Source organism: Pseudomonas sp. (assembly GCF_050739935.1).
In the GTDB taxonomy this organism is placed as follows: domain Bacteria; phylum Pseudomonadota; class Gammaproteobacteria; order Pseudomonadales; family Pseudomonadaceae; genus Aquipseudomonas.
The window spans coordinates 26665-45486 of the sequence record NZ_JBOICF010000124.1; the positions used below are offsets into that span (position 1 = coordinate 26665).

General features: G+C 57.8%; 12 protein-coding genes. 8 read left to right on the top strand and 4 right to left on the bottom strand.

Annotated features, from left to right (window positions below):
- The first annotated feature begins 249 nt into the window (after positions 1–249).
- The 8 genes from ACRER8_RS24870 to ACRER8_RS24905 all read left to right on the top strand — a co-directional run bounded on the left by ACRER8_RS24870 (position 250) and on the right by ACRER8_RS24905 (position 13133).
- Positions 250–756, top strand: a complete 507-nt coding sequence (locus ACRER8_RS24870) for a hypothetical protein (RefSeq protein WP_431748825.1) — start codon at positions 250–252, stop codon at positions 754–756.
- An 8-nt stretch (positions 757–764) separates the two neighbouring features.
- Positions 765–1331, top strand: a complete 567-nt coding sequence (locus tag ACRER8_RS24875; RefSeq protein WP_431748826.1) for a DUF5384 family protein — start codon at positions 765–767, stop codon at positions 1329–1331.
- A 685-nt stretch (positions 1332–2016) separates the two neighbouring features.
- Positions 2017–3255 (top strand): ABC transporter ATP-binding protein, encoded by a 1239-nt coding sequence (locus ACRER8_RS24880; protein ID WP_431748827.1) that lies wholly within the window; start codon positions 2017–2019, stop codon positions 3253–3255.
- Positions 3239–4723, top strand: a complete 1485-nt coding sequence (locus ACRER8_RS24885; RefSeq protein WP_431748828.1) for a class I SAM-dependent methyltransferase — start codon at positions 3239–3241, stop codon at positions 4721–4723. Before ACRER8_RS24880 ends, ACRER8_RS24885 begins: the two co-directional genes overlap by 17 nt.
- Positions 4720–5817, top strand: coding sequence for a glycosyltransferase (locus ACRER8_RS24890; protein WP_431748829.1), 1098 nt, complete (start codon positions 4720–4722; stop codon positions 5815–5817). The genes ACRER8_RS24885 and ACRER8_RS24890 overlap by 4 nt, the downstream gene beginning before the upstream one ends.
- Before the next feature lie 6 nt (positions 5818–5823).
- The gene (locus ACRER8_RS24895; protein WP_431748830.1) at positions 5824–6780 is read left to right on the top strand and encodes a GDP-mannose 4,6-dehydratase; all 957 of its coding nucleotides are present in this window, start codon (positions 5824–5826) and stop codon (positions 6778–6780) included.
- A gap of 78 nt (positions 6781–6858) precedes the next feature.
- Positions 6859–8004: a glycosyltransferase family 4 protein gene (locus tag ACRER8_RS24900; protein WP_431748831.1), complete on the top strand. Its 1146-nt coding sequence runs from the start codon at positions 6859–6861 to the stop codon at positions 8002–8004.
- A 440-nt stretch (positions 8005–8444) separates the two neighbouring features.
- On the top strand, positions 8445–13133 hold the full coding sequence (locus ACRER8_RS24905; protein WP_431748832.1) for a DUF4214 domain-containing protein: 4689 nt from the start codon (positions 8445–8447) through the stop codon (positions 13131–13133).
- A gap of 179 nt (positions 13134–13312) precedes the next feature.
- Here the strand turns inward: ACRER8_RS24905 and ACRER8_RS24910 are convergent, their stop codons facing one another.
- From ACRER8_RS24910 to ACRER8_RS24925, 4 genes are all read right to left on the bottom strand, one after another.
- Positions 13313–14308, bottom strand: coding sequence for a hypothetical protein (locus ACRER8_RS24910; protein WP_431748833.1), 996 nt, complete (start codon positions 14306–14308; stop codon positions 13313–13315).
- Between the two features lie 8 nt (positions 14309–14316).
- Positions 14317–15732, bottom strand: a complete 1416-nt coding sequence (locus ACRER8_RS24915; protein WP_431748834.1) for an MBOAT family O-acyltransferase — start codon at positions 15730–15732, stop codon at positions 14317–14319.
- 256 nt (positions 15733–15988) lie between these two features.
- Entirely contained in the window at positions 15989–16765 is a 777-nt protein-coding gene (locus ACRER8_RS24920; RefSeq protein ID WP_431748835.1) for an ABC transporter permease, read from the bottom strand.
- Positions 16766–16904: 139 nt separating this feature from the next.
- Positions 16905–18758, bottom strand: a complete 1854-nt coding sequence (locus ACRER8_RS24925; RefSeq protein WP_431748836.1) for a DUF4214 domain-containing protein — start codon at positions 18756–18758, stop codon at positions 16905–16907.
- Between the last annotated feature and the right edge of the window lie 64 nt (positions 18759–18822).

Consider the following 18822-nt stretch of genomic DNA (forward strand, 5'->3'; position numbering starts at 1 on the left):
GACAGGTGTAACTAGCCGTATCGCGGGTTTGGCCCATATCTTTAGGCGTGGATGGAGAAAATTACGACCGGAAATACGTCAGCGCGCCATCCTCCGATGGAACTTTTCCAAAAAACAGCTGTATCCAAAACATTTACGAGCCCCGCGTCAGACGATAAGATCATTTTGACATCACTCGATAGTACCGGTGCACGGATAGCTGTGGACGCGGGAGCGGGTGAACTCCCCTACCTTTCAAGGATGCAGTAGATGTTCAAACATGGCGTGCTCGTAATCTCCCTCGCGGCGTTCATCACTGGATGCCAATCCACTGGCGAGGAAAACCAGGCGGATGTATTCGACTCCAGCCAGGTGAACTCTCAGCAAGAAGCTAAAACCGTAAAAATCATTTCGGTATCCCCCGCCAAAATCAAAGTCTCCAACGAGCGCAATCGTCAAGCGGCGACCCTGGTCGGAGGTGTACTTGGCCTGGCAGCCGGCGGAGCACTCGGCGCGACTAAAAATCGTGACACAGCATTAGTCGGTGGAGTTGCTGGCGGCGCTGCAGGTGCATTGGCCGGTTCAATGGTCAACGACACCACACTTGTTCCTGGAGTACTTATTGGCTACTCGGAAGAGGGCAAGATTTTCACGTCCGCTCAGGTCGGCAAGATCTGTGAATTCAAGGCTGGCGAAATCTCCCTCATGGTTAAAACCCTGAAAAACGAAACGCGTATTCAGCCCAACGCCGCCTGCCCTGAACTTTCCAAGAACTGAGATCGCCAATGAACTACAGATATCTGTGCTTGGTGCTGGGATTTGTCGCGGGTCCGATCATGGCCCAGAACCAATTCGAACAGCTGCATGAAATCGAAGTCCAGCAAAAGCAGATTGAGGCCGCACAACAGGAGAAGCAGAGGCAACTTGTAGCTGCCCAGCAGGCCCAGGAGAAGCGAGCGTACGAAGCAGAGCGCGCACGCCAGCAAGCCCAACAGCAGGCCTACCAACGTCAGCAGCAAGCTGCAGCTCAAAAAGCGAGCGAGCAAGCCCAGGCAGCACGCGCAGCCCAGCAGGCTGAACAGAGGCATTTGCAGGATCGAAGTGAAAGGTTTGAGGACGAAGACCGGGCGCTAGCGCTTGAAGAGCGCCGGATCAAACTTGATGCGATGAAGGCACGGGCGGCACGCACGAATGATTTCGTCGACGCAGAGCTGAAAGACAGCGCTGCGCGGTCGGATGTCATTCAGTCCCAAGCCGACGCTACGCGCAACATCAGTTCCGGCGCGAAATCATTGATGGAAAGCACCGGAGACGCGGAAGTCAACAGGTCGAATAAACTGTTCGGAAATTGACAGGCACCGAGCCGATTGGGGTTTAACGCCCCGTCGGCTCGGCTTGTTCTTCGCGTCACACTCCCGCCCGATTCTGCATAGACCACTCTGGTCTATGACACTCCAGGAAAATAGTCAGCCTTGTCATACGGCAAGCTTTTCGACATTCAAAGTGCTTGGGTCCCCGGATCGATACGAGGAGACGGGTTAGTCTAAACGGCAGTTTATAGCCCGGATGGAGTAGAAGCTGTCGCCATTACATAAATGAGGAATCGATATTGACGGAAAAAGATCTTCGATGACGACGGTGTCCTGAATGTAACCAATCGACGTTTAAGCACCGGAACATACAGATTGCCAATGGCATGAAGGGCGAACGACGTCTTGATAAATCCAACCTGTCCAAATTCGCACTGGATGGCGGACTCTGGCAGAGCTAATTGTTTCTCCCATCACCCCTCTGGCCGCGGCGTGCCCGCTTTTCCGAAGTTCATCGCACTCCCTACAAAGGCCTCAGCCTCAAGGGCGCATATCTTCCTGATAAAATTCCGCACAGATTCGGGCCGGGCACCGGCTCCTCGAAACTCGTCACTAATGCTCCGGACACCCACTCATGATAGGCTCCGCGTCCTGATTCTTCAGTGCAAGCCGCCTATCGGGCAGCCAACGACGCCTGAAAATACCCAATTTATTAAGAGTTGCACCCATGCTTGAAGTGGAAAACGTCTGCAAAGAGTTCAAGCTCTACAGCAGACCCTGGCACCGGCTCAAGGAAATTGTCCTGCGCCGCAGTTTCCATCGCACTCATCGCGCTCTGGACAACATTACTTTCCGCGTCGCAAGCGGGGAGACACTGGGCATTCTCGGCCGCAATGGTGCCGGAAAGTCGACCCTTCTAAAAATGCTCAACGGCGTACTGCTGCCTGATGCCGGGCACATAAAGATTTCCGGCAGGGTCACCGGCTTGCTCGAACTGGGCACCGGTTTCGATCCAAACCTCAGCGGCCTGCAAAATATCGTCGGCAATGGTTTGCTCCTGGGCATGACTCGCCAGCAGATCGACGAACGCCGCGACGCCATTGTCGAGTTCTCCGAGCTGGGTCCCTTCATTCATGAGCCGATCCGCACGTACTCGTCCGGCATGAACATGCGTTTGGCGTTTTCCATCGCGATCCATGCAGACCCCGACACCTTTCTGATCGATGAGGCCCTTTCGGTGGGAGACGGACACTTCCAGCAAAAGTGCATGCGCCGCATCAAGGAGTTTCGGGCCAAGGGTGGCTCGATCATCTTCGTGTCCCATGACCTGAACGCGGTGAAAATGATCTGTGACCGCGCGATTGTGCTCAGTGGCGGCAAAGTGGTCGCCGATGGCCACCCCGAAGATGCAGTGAACATCTACAACCAGCTGCTCGGCGCTGACGACGAAGACTACAGCGAACGTCGTCATATCGAAGAACACGGTTACGGCTCCCGGCAAGCCTATATGGAGAATGTCACCTTCATTGGCGAGAACTCCCAGAGCACGGTTCTGGCAAGCGGAGACAAGGGCCTCCTCGACGTGACGATCGCCGCCGACCACGACCTGCAAGACATATCACTGGGCCTGATGGTCCGGGATCGTTTCGGCCAGGACATCTTCGGCACCAACAGCCATTACCTGAAGTTCCCGATCGTCATGAAGGCGGGCGAGCGCCAGACCCTGCGCTATCGTTTCCCGATGCGCCTGGCGCCTGGCAAGTACACCATCACTCTGGCGTTGCACGATGGCGCCGATCACACCACCAACTGCTACCACTGGCACGATAACGCCATCGGCTTTGAAGTCGCCGGCATCACCGGGACCTTCTTTGGCGGCATCTGCGATCTGGCGCCTACGCTGGAACGCCTGTCCGCCCCTACCGAGACCATTGACGGAACCGTAAGCAATGCTGATACCCAATAACCCTGACCTCGACTTCCAGGAACTCAACCGCCGAATTGAAGCAGAGGTTCAGCGTTATAAGCTGGACACCCGCGAGCGCCCAATGCCGGCATTCGACCCGTCGCCAGCGCAGGTCTTCGACCGGCCATATCGATGGATGGAGCTGATCCAGCTGGACGACGAGCCTCTGCTGTTGGCAGCCTACCCAAGCCTGCTGGGGCGCAAGGCTGAGCGCAGCGAAATCCAGCAAGGGCTGCATAAGCTGCGTTCCGGCTACGATAAATTCGAAGTGCTCGCCGGTCTGCGCTATTCGCCGGAAGGTATTGCTCATGGCGCCGAAGTCCACGGTCTGCGCAAAGCCAAGCTCAAGAACACCCTGCGCCGCATCCCGGTGGTCGGCAAGCTGCTGCTGAGCGCGTACGCCTTAGCGTCCATCGAGCCGCGTAGCCGCTATTACGTCGCACGCATGGATTTGCTGACCCGTCAGCACAAGCTGCAAAACGAAGGCCTGGTTCACCAGCGCGACCTGTTCGAAAACCAGCAGCGCCAGCTTCAGGTTCAGCAACTGCACCTGGATGAACTCAATGGCTACCTGCAAGCCCAACAACGCGCGCTGGAAGATCAAAACGTAGCCCATGGCCAACAAACCGAATACATCAAACGCCTGGAGGCCGAGCTCGACCAGCAACGCCTTGTTCAGCAGGAACTGCGAGCACGCCTGGGCCATCTGGAACGCGCACCGCGTTCGGTAGCAGCCGCGGTCGCGTCGGAGTCGACCGTGGTCGCCACGCAACCGGCGGCGTCGAATCTGGTGCCGAGCAGCATTCCGGACAGCTTCTACCTGGCTTTCGAAAACCGCTTCCGTGGCGACGCCCAAACCATTCGTGAACGTCAGTCATATTACCTTCCGATCCTGGAAAACATCGAGCCGCTCAATGCAGGCCTGCCACTAGTAGATATCGGCTGTGGCCGCGGCGAATGGCTGAACATGCTGCCTGACAATTACGCCCGGATCGGTATCGACCTCAATTCAATGAATGTCGAGGCCTGTCACGAACAAGGCCTGAAGGCCGTGCAGCAGGATGCACTGGTCTGGTTGGCCGAACAGGAAGAAAACAGCGTTGCTGCCGTTTCTGCGTTCCATGTGATCGAGCATTTGAGTTTCGAGCAGTTCAACATCCTGCTGGATCAGTGCCAGCGTGTCCTGGCGCCGGGCGGCACGATTATTTTCGAAACGCCCAACCCGGAAAATATCATCAGCGCTGCAACCCACTTCCATACCGACCCGACGCATATTCACCCGCTGCCGCCGGCGTTCACAGAATTCCTGGTCGAATTCAAAGGTTTTGAAAACGTCGAGATTCATCGCCTGAATCCAATCCCTCGTGAGTACGCGCTCACCGAAGACAGCGAAGTGGCTCGTCGCTGTGATGCATTGTTTTACGGCCCGCAGGATTATGCGGTCACGGCTCGCAAGGGCCAGCTATGACCAACAAGCGTATCGATCAATTTGCAGCAACGGTCGCAGCGGGAGATGGAGTTACCAACGGTTTACTGTTCACGCGCAGCCTGCTGCGCGATCTGGGCTTTGAGTCCGACATCTACAGCTTCGCCATCCCCGATCAAATGGCCGGACAGATATTGCCTGCGCGTACCTTTCATTCGTCGCAATGCGACCTGCTGATGTATCACCATTCCATGGGGCATGATCATGGATCATGGTTGTTGAAGCAGGCGTGCAAAAAAGCCATGGTCTATCACAACATCACGCCGCCGGAATTCTTTCCAGAGGGAGGAGGCTTGCGCCGCTACGCCGAGCTTGGGCTGGAGCAACTGCGCGAATGGCGTGACGAATTCATCCACGCGCTAGCCGACTCCCCACTTAACGAAAGCGAGTTGGTGGAGGCCGGTTACACGCGCAGCAAGACCCTGCCGTTGCTGGTTGACACCCGCCGTCTGGAAGGCACCAAGAGCCAGCCGGAGTTCATGCGCCAGCGGCCGGTGGGCACCCGGTTTTACCTCGCCGTAGGCCGGCTCGCCGAGAACAAGCGTCAATACCTGCTGATCGAAGCCTTTTACCATCTGTTGCAGAACCAGCGAGGTACCGAACAGCCGCCCCAGCGCCTGATCATTGTCGGCGGCACGACCAGCGAGGCCTACGCGCGTGGTCTGCAATTGCATGTTCGCAACCTGGGCTTGGAAGAAAACGTGTTGCTGGTGGGCAAATGCTCCGAAGCCGAACTGCGCTGGTTGTACCAGAACGCCCATCAATACTGGTGCGCCAGTGCTCACGAAGGTTTCTGCATGCCACTGCTGGAAGCGAACTATGCATCGCTTCCCGTGGTCACACAGGCTCGCTCGAACATCCCCGATACGCTGGGAGAAGGTGGATTGCTGTTGGAGAGCGATGATCCGGTGGACTTCGCCATGGCGGCGCACTTCCTCAATTCGGAACCGGGCCTGTATGAGGCGATGGTTGCCGCAGGCCATCGAAACCTGCTGCGCTACGAGCGTGAAAACCTGCGCAAAGCGCTGGCCATTTGGCTGGAGCAGCTTGACCTGATTTCTCCAGTGAAGGAGTAAGACATCGTGCCACGCCTACTGCTGACAGGGGCCAACGGATTCGTTGGCAAAATCCTCACCGGCCGCTTGAAAACCGCCGGTTACGAAGTGGTCGCATTGGGCGGCAATGTCAGTCCTGCGCCTAGCATGGCCGACGAATACCTCAACTGCGATATCCGTGATGCGGGCGCACTGGCACAAGCGATTGCCAGTGCCCAACCAACGCATATCGTCCATCTGGCGGCGATTTCTCACGTGCCGACCAGCTTCAAGGAACCCCTTCTGACTTGGCAGACCAACGTGATCGGCAGCATGAACCTGCTCGAAGCGATTCGGCGGCACGCGCCGAATGCCTTCACGCTGTTCCCCAGTTCCTCGGAAGTATACGGCGCAGCCTTCAAGTCGGGCATCGCAGTGAGCGAAGACACCCTGCCCCAGCCGCTGAATCCCTACGCGGCCAGCAAGGTCGCAGCCGAATATGCGTTCCGTGAATACTTTCGCCAGGACTTGGACGGCGTGATTGCCCGCCCTTTCAACCATATCGGGGCCCAGCAAAGTCCCGATTTCGTCACCGCCTCATTTGCCCGTCAGATCGCGTTGATCGAAGCGGGTCAGCAAACACCGGTGCTCAAGGTCGGCAATCTGGACGCCATTCGCGATTTCCTCGACGTTGAAGATGTCTGCGATGCCTATATCCAGCTGCTCGATCTGGCAGGTCAACCCGGGCATCCGCTATGCCTTAACATCGCCAGTGGACGGTCGCGCAAAATCCGCGACGTGCTCGACTTGATGCTGCAGCAAAGCCATGTCCCGATCAGTGTGAAACAGGACCCGGAGCGGCTGCGCCCGTCCGACATCCCGATCGCGGTCGGCAACAATACGCTGCTCAAGCAAACCACGGGATGGCAGCCAGCAATTGCCCTGGAGACAACTCTTAGTAGGTTGTTGGATTATTGGCGCGATCAGGTCAAGACACAGCCTTGAACCACTTCGCCGCCCGTGTCCGGACAACTGCGGCGTCGTTGCCCTTCGCATGATCCTTTGATTTGAGTACGACAACACATGGAAATTGGTTTGGGCTGCACCGTTTGGGCCTCTGGCGAGCGCGCCGGACACCTTGACGGCATTGGCACTTATTCGCGCGCGCTGTGGCAAGGGCTTGACGATATCGCGGCAAACCAGGCGGATTTGCACATCAAACCGTATGCGTTTGGTCGAGACCTGCCGACACTAGCGTGCGGCCAACCTGAACAACTGGCGTCTCGCTTTCCGGTGCATGCGCTGCTCAGCGGTTTTCTCAGGCTGCCGCTGCGCAACTCGTCAGCGATCCGCAAGAATGTCGACCTCTTTCACGCGCCTGACCACCACATCCCGCGTATCGCGGGGGTGCGGACCATTGCGAGTGTCATGGACGTCATCCCGATGTTGCACCCGGAGTGGATCAAGAACGATCTGCGCAGCCTGAAAAGCTGGCTATTCAACGTGGCTATCCGGCAGTCGGACCACATCATCACCATTTCCGAATTCAGCAAGCTGGACATGGTCCAGCACCTCGGCGTGCATCCTGAGCGCATCAGCGTGACGCCTTTGGGAGTCGAGCCGGTGTACTTCGAGCGCATCAACAGTGAAACACGCAATGCCGTGCTGAAGAAACATGGCCTCAGGCCCGGTTTCTTCCTGTTCGTCGGCACCCTGCAGCCGCGCAAGAACCTGCCACGCATTCTGCAGGCCTTCGAGCAACTGCCTGCCGATGTGCGCAAGGAGCACCCGCTCGTGATCGTCGGCCGTGATGGCTGGAACAACGAAGACCTGTTGCCAAAACTGCACGAATTGGAACAACGCGGCGAAGGACGTTGGCTGAGCTACCTGCCGCAGTCGGATGTCATGGCGCTGCTGCAAAGCGCGACCGCCCTGACCTTCCCGTCCTTGTATGAAGGCTTCGGCCTACCAGTGATCGAAGCATTCGCTGCGCGCTGCCCGGTGATTGCGTCTAACAGCACCTCGTTACCCGAGGTCGCGGGCGACGCCGCTTGGCTGGTCGAACCTTACGAAGTCGACAGCATTAGCGAAGCCATGCAGGCGCTGCTCGACAAGTCGGCCTTGCGCGAAGAGAAAATCGAACTGGGCGTTGCCCGCGCACGGCAATACACCTGGCACGAATGCGCCCGGCAGACGCTTGAGGTTTATCGAAAAGTGTTGGGGCGGTAACCACTTCATAGCCAACGCGGGTGACTCCGCCCGGTGCAACCGTAATCAACCCACAGCCGATGCTTTTGATTCTATCCGGCGTAGGAGCTGCCGGGTGGCGCTCCACCTTGCCAGTGACCTGACGCAGAGACAGTAAAATCAGCTCCACGGGTGTGCCTGACGCGCAGTGAGCAGAGGTTTTACTGCAATACCTCGCACATCGTTAGCAACTATCTTTGGCGCAATGCCACTAATCGCCCCGAAAGCCAATGATTTGACCGGCTGAACCGTAACCCGCCGTCGAGTCAGCCAGTCGTCGGCGCTCAAGATAAACCCCGAGCGGTAATGTCGATTTGCCTCACCTGAACCTATACTCTGCGTGTTCAGATATTGTCCTACAAAAACATTCTGCATTTTTCTGCCGTCGTCCTGTAACCCAGGTGCCAGATAAGGAATATCCCATGCCGTCGCCGTCACAGTCCTACCCCTACATCGACCTGTCCGCCCCCCTGAATTACTCCGAAAACGCCAACGAAGACATCGATACCTACACCGCTTACATCGATATCTCGGGCAATCTGGCCCATTACCAGTGGGTGATGAATCAGGTAGGCGAGAACGTCTGGACCGCATCTCTTAATTCGCCAAGTGATCCGGCGGACGTGATTCAGCTCTCGATTCCGACAGGGTATGCAGTAGATGGCTATTCGCTCGCGATTACCGGCTCACAGGTCAACCAGTCCGCCATCTTTGACTTTGGATCGAACAACGGAAACATGTTCGACGACAACCGTCCATTGAGCAGTTTCAGCAGCCCGAACGTGGTCGGCGCGGGGCTGTACAGCATAACGATCGGCAGCGGGGCGAACGTTCTCGAGTACACCCTTCAACTGAACATGATCAAGGTCAACGAAGCACCGACCACTACAGAGGATGCGCTCTACCCGACCTTCTATACCGGCGGCGCGGCGGTTGATCTGTTCGACAACGTGGTGGTCAGCAATGAAGCCAACCAACATATCACCCAGTTCAGCCTGTTGGTGGATGGTGTCGCGGCAACGGACGACGAATTCCTCACCATTGGCGGTACCGATATTCACCTGTCGATAGACCAATCTGGCAACTTGGGTAGTAGCGGCGTTACCTTCACCACCGCCGATAGCAATGGATCGATCCTGGTCAGCCTGACGATGCCGGCCAACACTACAGCGGCAACCGTGCAGACGCTGCTGGATGGCATGACCTACAAAAACACCAGCGTCAGCCCGACGCTAGGCGAACGCGGCATTTCACTGGTCAGCATCAGTGATGACGGTGGCACCGCCAAAACGGGTCAGGACACTGGCGTTCCCTACGACTACACCTCAGTAACGGTTGCCGCCCCCGCCAACGCAGCGCCCATCGTGACCACCGATAGCGGCAGTGCGGCGTTTATTGAAAGCGGCCAAGGCGAGTCCGTACCGGTGGCGATTGCCCCCGGCATCATTGTGACGGACAGCGACAACAGCACGTTGGCCAAGGCGACCGTGACCATCAGCGGCAACTTCGTCAGTAATCAGGATATGCTGCTGTTCACTTCCAATTCCGCAACGACGGGCGATATCAGCGCCTCCTATGCCGTCAGTACCGGAGTGCTGGAGCTAAGCTCGGGAGGTGGCGCGAACCTTGCGCAATGGCAAGCAGCGTTGAGTTCGATCACGTACACCAACCTGTCGAACAATCCGGATACCGGTACGCGGACCATTACCTATGTGGTCAACGACGGCACTTCAGACAGCATCGCCGCCACGCGTGACGTCACGGTGCAGGCTACCAACAATGCGCCGGTGGTCGAGACTACCGGCGGTACGACGCTGTTCATCGAAGGCAATAATGTCACCTCGATGCCCGTGATCATCGACAACGGGGTAACGCTGAGTGACGCAGACAACGCCACACTGAGCAAGGTGTCGGTCAGCATTACCGACAACGTCAATTTCAGCGAAGACGTTCTTTCGTTCGCCAACAACGGCACCACGATGGGCAACATCACCGCCACCTACAACGCCGGTACAGGCGTCATGGAACTGACCTCACTCAATGCAACCGCCACACTCGCACAATGGCAGGCGGCTCTGCGCTCGGTAACTTACACCGATACGTCCGAGAACCCGGATCCCGCCACACGCACCATCAGCTTCCTGGCCAACGACGGCACGACAGACAGCGCCGTCAGCAGTAAATCCGTGTCCGTCATCAGTATCAATGACACTCCGCTGGCGACCACCAGCGGCGGTGCGACGGAGTTTATCGAAAGCGCCACCGGAACGTCCCTTCCGGTGGTCGTGGACAGCAGCATCACTTTGACCGATGTCGACAACACCACCCTTGCGTCGGCTGAAGTGAGCATCACCAATCATTTCAACAGTGCTCAGGATTCGCTGTCGTTCACCAACGATTCGGCAACCATGGGTAACATCAGCGCGAGCTACAACGCATCAACGGGGCGGATGGAACTCACCTCCGCCAGCGCGACAGCCACCCTCGCGCAATGGCAAGCCGCCCTGCGTTCGGTGACCTACACCGACTCCTCCGACAACCCTGACACCAGCGACCGCACGATTACCTTTACCGTCAATGACGGCAGCATCAACAGCATTGCGGCACAGAAAGTCGTCACGGTCACCGCGACCAACGACGCCCCCGTGGTGAGCACCTCAGGAGGCACGGTGGCTTTCACTGCAGGCAATAACGCGGCCGCAACCCCCGTGGTGGTTGACAGCGGCCTGGCCGTGAGTGACCCGGACAGCACGACCTTCGCGAGCGCCAAAGTGGCAATTACCGTGGGTTTCAATGCTGCCGAAGACGTGCTTGCGTTCGAGAACACCAGCTCCATGTTGTTCGGTAACCTCTCCGGAAACTACGACCCAACGAGCGGCGAACTGACGCTGATCTCCACCTCCGGCGTGGCGAGCCTTGCCCAATGGCAGGCCGCGTTGAACGCGGTTACCTATACCGACACCGCAATCACCCCGGACACAACGACCCGGACCATCAGCTTTACGGTCAACGATGGCACGTACGACAGCGCAACGGTCATCAAGCAGGTGACGGTGGCAGCACTCGACAACTCGCCGGTTCTCACTGTAAGCCCTGGTGATACCTCGTTTACCGAAGGCAGGAATGCGCCCTCGATTCCTGTCATCGTCGACAGCGGCGTGACAGTGGCGGATTTGGACAGCAGCGGTCTGGCCAGTGCCACCGTCACCATCAGCAATCCCAGCGCCGGGGATTTGCTGAACCTTTCCAGCGATCCCGCGACCATTGGCGACATCACGTCTGCTTACAACCCAACCACGGGCACCTTGACGCTCGCTTCCGCTGGTTCGGCAACGCTGGCTCAATGGCAGGCGGCGCTGCGCAGCGTCACCTACAGCACTGACTCCGAAACGCCGATTGACGGCCCGCGCACCGTCAGTTTTGTTATCAACGACGGCACCAGCAGCAGCGCGGCACTCACCAAAACTGTCGTGGTGGCCAGTGTCAACGACAAGCCCGATGTGTCCTTCGCGGCAGCCACGCAAAACCTTCGCCAAGACACGGCGCTGGTCTTCAACTCCGCCAACCACAACCTGATCACCGTCAGCGATGTAGATGCCGGTAGCAGTGAGGTGCTGGTAACGCTGGCTGCGGCTCATGGACTGCTGACACTGGGAAGCACTTCCGAGGTCGTTTTCGCGGGCGACGGCACCAGCCTCGTAACCGTGACGGGCACCCTGACCGCGATCAACGAGGCGTTGAACGGCTTGAAATTCACACCGACAACAGGCTTCACCGGTAGCGCGTCGATCGACGTGTCGATCAATGACCAAGGCGAGAGCAACGGCATTTCGGATCCGCAAACGGCCGACAAATCAGTAGCGATCACTGTCACAGCCCCACCGACTACGCCGGTCAATCCACCCGTGACGGTCGATGGCGTACCGGTCACCGCCACTCAAGTGACGCTGCCGAACGGCGAAACCGGCAGCAGCATCTCGGTCGGATTGGTCACCAGCTCCCGCCAGGACAGCACCGGCGACGCGAGCACCGCCGACATCGATCTGGTCGGCAGCGGTTCGTCCGCTTCGCTTATCGCCAAGCTGCCGGTGGGTTATGGCCTATCCGCCGTGGGTGGTGCGATCAAAACCGTGGGCAACAGCGCCGAAACGCTCAAAGCGGCGATCGATGCCGCCACGGCGAGTACCGATCAGGCGCACCAGAACGTCAACGGTCAGAACTTCCTCGACAAACTCGCGGACGGCTCGTCGCTGCTGGTCCACACCATCACGCCGGTGACCGCCTCGACCGCGCCAACTCAACCTCTGCAGTTGGATGGCGCCGGTAGTTCGCAACTCACCGCGCTGGTCATCGATGCCACGCAGATGAATGGCAAAGGGTCGTTAGCACTTAGCAACGTCGACTTTGCCGCTATCGTTGGTCAGACCACCGTGCAAGGCAACACCGCCGGACAGACCTTAACCGGAGACGATGCCAACCAGAGCTTTATCGTCAACGCCAGCAACAGCTTTGTGTTTGCAGGCGGTGGTCAAGATACCCTGCAGATCACCTCCTTCGCGTCGGCCAACGATACCGTCCTGCAAGGCGGCCAGGGCAATGACACGGTGCAGTTCAGCGGCGATCGGTCGCTGTATAACGTCGAACAGCATGGCGGGTTTACCATCGTCAGCAGCAAGGATGATCCGAACCAGCAGGTGAAGGTTGTCAACGTCGAGGGTCTGAGCTTCGCCGATGGCGCGGTCTCGGTACCGACCGACACCCAGCAAACGACCCTGGCAGCGCTGTATGAAGGGTTGTTAGGTCGTCAGGCGGATGTGGCCGGTTTCGATTACTGGACGCAGCAACCGCTGAGCATTGGCGGAATCGGGTTGTCGATCCTGAACTCCACCGAAGCCGGTGCGAAGGCATTGAACGGCGACGTCAGCCACGACATCGCGGCGCTGTATACGGCGTTCTTTGGCCGCACCGTCGACACCGAGGGCTTGGCGTACTGGACCGAACAGGTCCAGCAAGGGCAGCTCAACTTCGTGCAGGTCGCCGACAGCCTGCTCACTTCCACCGAAATGACCGGCCACAACAAAGCCCCGGCGACATGGGACTTCACGGTGTGACGCAATAAAAAAGAGCAGCTCCTGGGCTGCCCTTTTTTCACGTGGGATCGTTTGCATTTGATTCCACCCAAAGGCCTAGCAATCAGCTTGCCGGCGGCAGCGACCGTAAATCGCCACCGCCGCCAAGCCGGACTACTACAGAAAACCATATCAGCTTAAAGGGTGGGATAACTGTCAGATTAATTATGAACAGCACTGCACTTGGCGAACTCAGGCTTCACCCAACTTACCAACTGCTGCATATATAAAGTTCGAGATTCTGCATTCAAGTGATAGTTCGTGTCGAAGAAGCGATCCATCGGATACATCGTCTCGAGCGGAGTCCCGATATAATTCAATCCGTTTGCACGAGCCTGATCCGGTAGCGCCTTGTAATAACGCAACTCGCGTCCCTGATGATAGGCAGGCCGGTCGAGCATCGGCGGTGGCACGAACAGCGCGCAACCTCCGGCGGCGGTCACTTGATCTGCCAACGCTTTCCAACTCGCCCAATTGGCATTCCAGCGGTGGGCCTGAGCGCCATAGGTCTCGACCTCGGATTGCTGCACCAACTCACGCATCCACACTTGCTGTTGCACAGCTTCGCTGTGCAGCTGATCGCCGCGCTGATCGAGGTTCTGCGGCCCGTACAGCCCGCTCACCGCAAAGCCATCTGGCAGCCCTCGATACCCGCTCAATACCCTGGACAACGGCGTCAGCCACAACACTTGAGCCAGTTGCGCGGTGTTCACGTCGATGTGGCGGAAACCCGGGTTTTCCCACCAGTAATCGAGGAATGGATAGTTGATCGAATAGCGCCCGTGATACATCGGGTACTCGACCGGCAGCAATACCCAGTCACCCGGTTTGATGGCCTGCCGAGCGTAATTCTGAATGTACGGCGGAAGTACCCCGGCGTTGACGCCAAGGTTGACCACCGGGCGCCCGACGGCCTGCTCGAGCATCCCCGAATCGATCCCGAACATCGCGGCGGAACCGGCGACGACCACCAGCTTGGGTTGCGTGATCGAATCGGCAATCGCCAGTTTCTGCGCGTAGGCCTTTTCGATCCATTGCGTGGTGGGCACCGGGCGCCCGGCTTGGCCCACCAGCAGTAACGACCAGAGCCCGACCACCAGCGCCAGCCCCAACACCAGGCCCAGCAGAAAACGGTTCGCGAGAAAGACTGGCCTCATCGTCGACCTCAGAAGTTGAAATACAGGAACGCGCGGTCCGGCGCGCCGGCCAGTGCCTTGAGCACCAGAAACAGCCCCACCGCTACCAGCACGCCACGACCCAATGGCCCGAGCATCAAGCTCAAACGGCGGCTGGTCGGTGCCGTCAGTGTCAGCGCCAGCAAGGCTACGCAGACCACCGGCAAACTCTTGTCGATGTGCATGGCGGCCACTTCGGTCAGCAGGGTCGCCAGGTCGAATGACCGACTCCAGCGCCAGTCGGCCAGCCCTTCGAACATGTGCAGGCTGGTGGTCAGCGAGTCGGCGCGGAACGGAATCCACGCCAGCATCACCACCAACAGCGTCAGTGCCACCGCCAATGGCTTTGGCAAGCGCCAACTGCTCAGGTGCCGCCAATAGTGATTGATCACCAGCAGCAGCCCATGAATGCCGCCCCAGAGAATGAATTGCCACCCCGCGCCGTGCCACAAGCCGCCCAGCAGCATGGTGATCAGCAGGTTGCCGTTGGCGCGCAGACGCCCTTTGCGATTACCGCCCAGCGGGATGTAGAGATAGTCGCGCAGAAAGCTCGACAACGTGATGTGCCAGCGCCGCCAGAACTCGACGATCGATGCGCTTTTATAAGGAGAGCGGAAGTTGGCCGGCAGCTTGATGCCGAACATCAGCCCCAGCCCGACAGCCATGTCGGCGTAACCGGAGAAGTCGAAGTACAGCTGCAAGCCGTAACTCAAACCCGCGAGCAGGACTTCAGGCGCACTTAGCGCTGCGCCACTCTGCGCGGTATTGAACAGCGTCGCCACGCCAGGGGCCAGGGGGTCGGCCAACAGGGCTTTCTTGATCAGGCCCAGCGTCAGCAACGACAGCCCCACTTGCCAGGGCAGCGGCCGGCTCAACCAGCCTCTGGCGATCTGCGGAAACAGCCAGCGCGCGTGAACGATGGGGCCGGCGATCAACTGCGGGAAAAAGCACACGAAAAAGCTGTACTGCAAAACGCTGCCGGTGCTTTTCAGGCGCCCTTGATAAAGGTCGACGTGCCAGGCGATTTTCTGGAAGGTGAAGAACGAAATACCCAGCGGCAGAATGATGTGCCAACTGGCGGCGGACGGAAGAAAGCCGAAGAAAAAGCCGGCGTATTTGAAGTAGCCGAGCACCACCAGGTTGAACGCCACAGCGACGGTCAGCCACAGTTTTGCCTGCGGCCCGCCTCGTCGTCGGACTTGCAGTTTGCCCAGCACGAAGTTGACCACGATCAGGACCAGCAACAGCCCCAGGTAGCGCCAGCTCCACATGCCGTAGAACACCAGCGAGCTAATGACCAGCATCGTCAGGGCGACCCGTTCCAGCTGCCTCGCGCGCAGGATCACGAACAGCAGGTAAACCGTCGGAAAGAACCCGAGAAGAAAGGCGTAGGAGCTGAAGATCATAAGGACGACATGTCGGGCGTTACATTATTGTTTTCGGGCATCTACCAAACGCAGTAACACCGCATTTCTGTAGGAGCCGGTTTGCTAGCGAACCGTGTTCCGGGCAAAACAGATTCGCCGGATGTTCCGACGCATTCGCCAGCAAGCCGGCTCCTACAGTTCGAGGTTTGCCGCCAATTCCCCTAAAGCCGCAATCCCAGTAGGAGCGGCTTGCTGGCGAACCCATTCCAGGCAATACCCCACACCGGATGTACCCCTATAGGAAGTCGCGAATATCCCGTTCCAGCTTGCGGCCCACGAAGATGGCGACCGCCAGCAACGCCAGCGAGAACACCACCAGCACGCCAATCGACAGCAGATGTGGTGTCTCGCCCGTGATCAGCGCCGCGCGATAAGCCAGTACCAAGTGATAGAACGGGTTAAGCGCCACCAGCTGCTGAATGAACCCTGGCAGGATGTTCGCCACGTATACGATCGGCGTCAGCCAGAACCACAGCTGCACGACCACACCGACGATTTGCCCGATGTCACGCATGAACACCGACAGAATCGCGCAGGTGATGCCCAGCGCGTAGGCCAGCAATTGCTGGCACAGGAAAATCGGAATCCACCACAGCAGTGACCAGGTGAAGTGAAAGTCGATGGCGATCAGGAAGATCATGAAAAAGCCGGTCGCGATAAGGTAATGGACGGTTTCGCTGAGCACCACGTACACCGGCAGGGTCCAGAGCGACATACGCACTTTGCCGATGAGATGGGCCTTGTCGTGGAAGACCTGGGTGATACGGCTCAAGGTGGCGGCGAAGCAATTCCAGGCCAGCAATCCGCTGACCAGGTAAACGCTGTAGCCCCAGCGACCCAGGTCCTGGCCGAGGCCACCCAGGCGCATGCCCATGATGTTGGAGAACACCAGGGTGAAAATGAGGATGTTGATCAGCGGCAGGATGAAGGTCCAGGCGGCACCAAGCATCGAAGCAGAATGACGGTCAATCAGATCCTGGCGGGTGAAGTTGACGATCAGGTTCCAGTTCATTCAAGCAATCCGGTACATAAAGAAGGGCCAGAGGATACGCACTCTGCGCCTATTAAAAAACCCGCCTTTTGAGGGGCGGGTTTTTTGAGATCAGCCTGCGATGAGCCGAAGCTCATCGCAGTTATCAAACACGGGGCAATTAAGCTACGTGGCTGATAGCGCCGTTCGCGAAGGTGACCTGCGAAACATCAGTTACGCCGGTCAGTTCGATGATTGCCACTTTGTCTGCAGTGCTAGCAGTCAGAGTGTTGTTAGTTACAGTAGTGTTGCCCTCAGCAGCAGTCTCGATCACAGCTTTAACGTTGCCGGAGGTAGCGTCTTTGAAGAAGAACACTTCCAGAGCGCTGTTGTTAGCACCGTGGATACCAGTGGAATCCAAGGTAGCTGCAGTGTTCAGAGTGTAGCCATCACCCAGGTACAGCGAATCTTTACCAGTTTCCAGATTCACAGCGCCGTCCGAGGTGGTTACTTTGCCAGTAGCGAAGTAGAACACGTCAGCTTTATCGGTGACAGCGCCGGAGGCGGTCAGAGTAGTACCGTTGTCGCCCAGGGCGTGCAGCGTACTGAAGCCAGCAAGCTTAGCGTTCGCGTCAGTTTGAGCATCCAAAGTAGCTTGGTATGCGTCAGTGATTGCTTTGTAGGACGACGCCAGGCTGTCCAGCGAAGTCGATGCGTCCAAGTTGGCTTTAGCAGTCAGTTCTGCGTTGAAAGCAGACTTGTATGTATTGCCTTCGGCCGTATTCAGCGCATTGCTAGCAGTGGTCAGAGTATCTTGAGCTTTCGTGTAAGCAAGTTGCTGAGCTGCCAGACTGCCAACGGAACTGAACTGGGTCACGCCGGAGAAATCAGCAGTGATTTTGGTAACAGTAGCAGCTGGAGTAGCCTTGTTAGCCAGAGCGTCGTACAGAGCTTGAGCCTGGTCATTAACATCAGTAACGGTAGCGGTATCAACACCAGCATCGGCCAGTGCTTTTGTCCACACGTCGGCGCTGCCAGCTTGGCTGCCGTAAGCGGCCAGAGTAGCGACGGCCAAGTCAGCATCAGTACCTTTCGGGGCAGTAATGGCAGCGGCGTCAGTAGTTGCTTTCTCGAAAGCAGTGATCTTGTCGATCGAAGCGTTATCGCTAGTGGTCAGAGCGGAACGTGCGTCGACCAGAGCCTTGGCAGTAACAGCCTCTTCGCCAGTCAGTTGCAGAGTGGTCTTGTTGCCCAGGCTAGCGCGAGCATTAGCGAGGTCACCATTCAGCTCAGCAGAGATGGCCACATAGCCAGCATCGTCTTTGACGGTCTGAGTTTGATCCGCCAGTACTTTGTTGGCTGCAGTCAGAGTCACCAATTGCTTCTCGATAGCCAGAACATCGGCTGCTTTGGAAGACGAGGAGGTGAAGTCATTAACGGCAGCGTTCGCAGCGAAAGATACTTTCAGAGCAGCTACAGCCTCAGGGACTGCGATGCCGCTCAGCGTACCGTCGCTCAGATGGCCGACAGCAGTGGTCACGCTAGCGGAAGTATCATTGACACCAGAGATGATCGATTTAGCATCAGCTGCGGCATAGTTGTCACCAGCAGTAGAGGTGTAAACCTCCGAAACCAGAACCTTGTTAGCGATCACTTTTGCGTCGGTAGCGCTAGCGCCAGCGATGAAAGCAGTCAGCAGTTGGTCGACATTGACCGAAGCACCACCACCAGTCGACCAGTAAGCGAGACCAGCAGCATCTGGAGCACGACCGAACAGGTTGTTGTAAATCTTAACAACGGTGTCGTTACGGGACAGGCCAGCGTACGCATCAGTGTACTCAGGCTGCTCGTTAACGAAGTTAGAGCGCAGGTTTTCCAGAGTCAGTGTTGGTTCGTCACCGTTCAGCTCGTTCAACCAGTAGTCCAGACCAGCCTTGTCGGCAGCGCGGCCCAGGTAAGCGACATACAGTTGTTGTACTTGTGCAGAAGTGGTAGCCATTACGTTTTCATCTCCAATATGAGTCGATATCGACACTCAGGCATCCGTTCGGATAGAAGGCCCGTCGGCCTCAGCCTGTTGCCACGTCCCAGCGGGCCGT